Below are 2,962 nucleotides of genomic sequence, written 5' to 3'. Positions count from 1 at the left end.
GTTCACGTTGAACACCGGGTGTTCAGTCTCGAAAAGCGATGAGGTGTAGATCCGCGCCAGCGTCCGTTCGGTGAGCATCGCGCCTTTAGGCGCCCCGGTGCTGCCCGATGTGTAGAGGATCATGGCCAGCCGCTGGTCGGTGTCGTCGGTGTTGAGCGGTTCGGGCGGAAGTTCTCGTCCGCGCTCGATGACCTCGTCCAGCGTGCTCACAACGATCGACATGCCGGCGTCGTGCAGGCGCTTCTTGGCGCGGGCGAGGTTATCTCGGTGCTCATCGACCTGCGACTGGTAGTCGAACACTACGAGGTGGCGCAGCGAGGCACTGTGCAAAGCGGACTCGACGGCCAGATCCAGATATGCCGCGCCCGCGGCGAGCACCCGCGGCTCGATCTCGTCGATGATCGGTTTCAGCACCGACGGCGGGGCACTGTGTTGCAGTGGCACCGACACCAAGCCGAGATAGGCGCACACCAGCTCGACGGTCAGATAGCTCGGCCCGGCGAAACCCACGGTGGCAACGAAGTCCCCGGTATTCACCGGGTACGTCTCATCCCGGCGCCACGCCGCAGCGACCGCCCGCACCTGCGTCCACAACTCGCCGTAGCTGATCGTGTCGAAACTGGGCACCGGCCGCGTGTCGGTGCGGCCGGTTCCCGGGTCGACCACGAGCTCTCGCGCCCGCTGTCCGAGTGCGGGCCGATCGGCGTAGCCCTCGAAGAGCGTCTCGATGACCTCGGCAAGCCGAAGTCCGGGCCGCTGTGCGGCATCGATGACGTCTTGCAGCGGGTTCGCCGCCCGGAACTGACGGTCGGCGGCGTAGAGCTCGGCGATTCGACGTTCCCGTCGCTCTGCTCGGGTGCTGCTTGAGCCTGACGGGTTGGTGACCTCGTTGCGGACATCCGTAGTCACATGCAAGGCCCTCTCCATCTAGCGAATAAATCTGATGGTTCCAACAACCAGAGCCGTGACATCCGATCCGGTGCGGTGATGTGATGGCCGACACATTTGGCTCCCGACTGATCAGGGTCGTTGGCTGGCGCAAGTGCGGTTGCCGATCTCGCAGTCGGGCGTTTGGCCGTTTTGGCCGATCATGCCGGAACATCCTGTGGTGTACGTGGTTCAGCGGATCGTGTGAGGGCCCGGCTGATTGTGTCTGTGACGAGGTCCGCGGCCTCATGTAGCAGCATGTGTCCGGCGCCGGGCTCGTGCACGAGCGTGGCCCGCGGGATGCCGGCGGCTAGATCGTGGGCATGTGCGGGCGGGGTGAGCTTGTCAGCTCCACCAGCGATGACGGTCGTGGCGGCCGAGATAGAACCAAGCGTGTGGTACTGGTCGTAGTTCCGCAGGCTGGGAAGGAACCCGACTTTGGTTGGCAATGGGGTTGCATTGATGCTTGCGGCGGATACAGCGGCGAGGGCACCGCTGCCTGCGGCGTATCCGGCACATCTCGTCAGGGCGGGCCACAGCGGGCGGGTGAGAGCCCGGGCTATCTCGTCGGCCACCGAATGAGGCGTGTGCCGCACAAGCGCGTGCAGAATTTTCGCCGCCGGGGTGGCCAGGAGCCGGCCGAGGCCGCGGTTGGCGAGTTTGCCTGCAGCGGTAGCCACGAGGACAAGCGAATTCGGTTCAACCGGGCGATGACTGGCGCTCCGGGCGAGGTAGGCCAGGGCTGTCATACCGCCCATGGAGTGTCCTGCGAGGGTGAGTGGGCCTTTTACGCGAAGCGCTATGAGGAGCGTGGCCAGATCGTCGGCGAGCTGCTCGATGCGGTAAGTGTGCATGGGCGCGTCGGCGGAGTCGCCATGGCCGCGATGGTCGTAACTTATGATCCGAATGTCATTGCCCCACTGGCGGATCAGCTGACCGATCTGAATATCCCACGACGTTTGGTCTAAGCAAAGCCCATGCAGAAGGACCACAGTGTGGTCAGATGCGCGAGACCCGTAGTCACGCACGGACAGCCGCACACCGTCACTGGCAGCGATGATCCGAATACGGCCGAGGGGCGGCCGGTCTCGCCGGATAGTCGGGCCGGGCTGCGTTCGCGCGCTTATCCGCTCACCACCGTCGTCGTCGAGATGAGTGATGACTCGATGCAACTCGGCGATCGTCGATGTCATGTTCGATTTCTCCTCCACTGTGGACGCATCATCAGCCGTCTCGGGATCGACCCACACCCAGCAGCGCACAGCGCAACTGGCTACTGAGGTAACTGGCCAGTCAGTTTGACTCGGACCGGCGGCTCAATAGATAGGACACGGTCGGGCGGCTTGCCCGGTTCAATGCCCCGTTGGATCAAGCATCGCCATGCCCTGTACAGGAGCGACCGACTTGTCTGCTGCGCCGGATATTAGTGCCAAAGACTATGGTGCGATTGATGATTGGCTTCTAGCCAGCAGAACACGTCAAGGACGTCGGCGACCTCATGGACGGTTCGTATTGCGAGACAGGCACATTCGAGGCGGCACCATCACGCTAATTCGGGCTGCACCATTCCCGCGGTTTTGGCCAACCAGTTGGGCGCGAGCACCGACAGCCCGGTGGCCGCCGCGGTCGCTCCGACGACACCCGTCCAGGCGACCGGCCCCAGCGGCGTGCAGCCGAAGAAGTGGCTGACGCCCGGCGTTTGGACGATCGCCACCAGCACCGCCGAACTGCCCAGCGCCGTCGCGACGACGAGCGGGCTGTGCCGTCGGGTGAGCAGCGTCTGCGCCAGCTGCGTCGTCACCAGAGCGGTCAATCCCATTGTCGAGGTGCGCCTTTCAGTGCCAGGGGTCCAGCGGCCGATAGCCCAGGCCGTGGTCGCGCCGGCAGCGGTGACGGCCCCACGGGTGACGATCTGACGCATGAGCGGAACATCCAGCGACGGCGTCGGCCCGGTCAGCACCGACCGCTGATAGGCGCGGCGGGCTTCGACGGCCTCTTCTTCGGTTTCGTATTCGTCGGCGTCGGGTTCTTCGGA

General features: G+C 64.6%; 3 protein-coding genes. All 3 read right to left on the bottom strand.

Annotated elements, in window-relative coordinates; genetic code table 11:
* Nucleotides 1-909 (bottom strand): AMP-binding protein (locus VN856_RS01320; RefSeq protein WP_325685381.1); only part of this gene is annotated, 909 nt, incomplete at its 3' end.
* Nucleotides 910-1,088: 179 nt separating this feature from the next.
* A complete protein-coding gene (locus VN856_RS01315) occupies nt 1,089-2,177 on the bottom strand; it encodes an alpha/beta fold hydrolase (protein ID WP_325685379.1) in 1,089 nt (362 codons plus the stop codon).
* Between the two features lie 293 nt (nt 2,178-2,470).
* The coding region (locus VN856_RS01310) for a cation transporting ATPase C-terminal domain-containing protein (RefSeq protein WP_325685377.1) at nt 2,471-2,962 on the bottom strand (492 nt) is incomplete at its 5' end.

Source organism: Mycobacterium sp. (genome assembly GCF_035603715.1).
Taxonomy (GTDB): Bacteria; Actinomycetota; Actinomycetes; order Mycobacteriales; family Mycobacteriaceae; genus Mycobacterium.
This window is presented reverse-complemented; position numbering and strand designations above follow the sequence as displayed.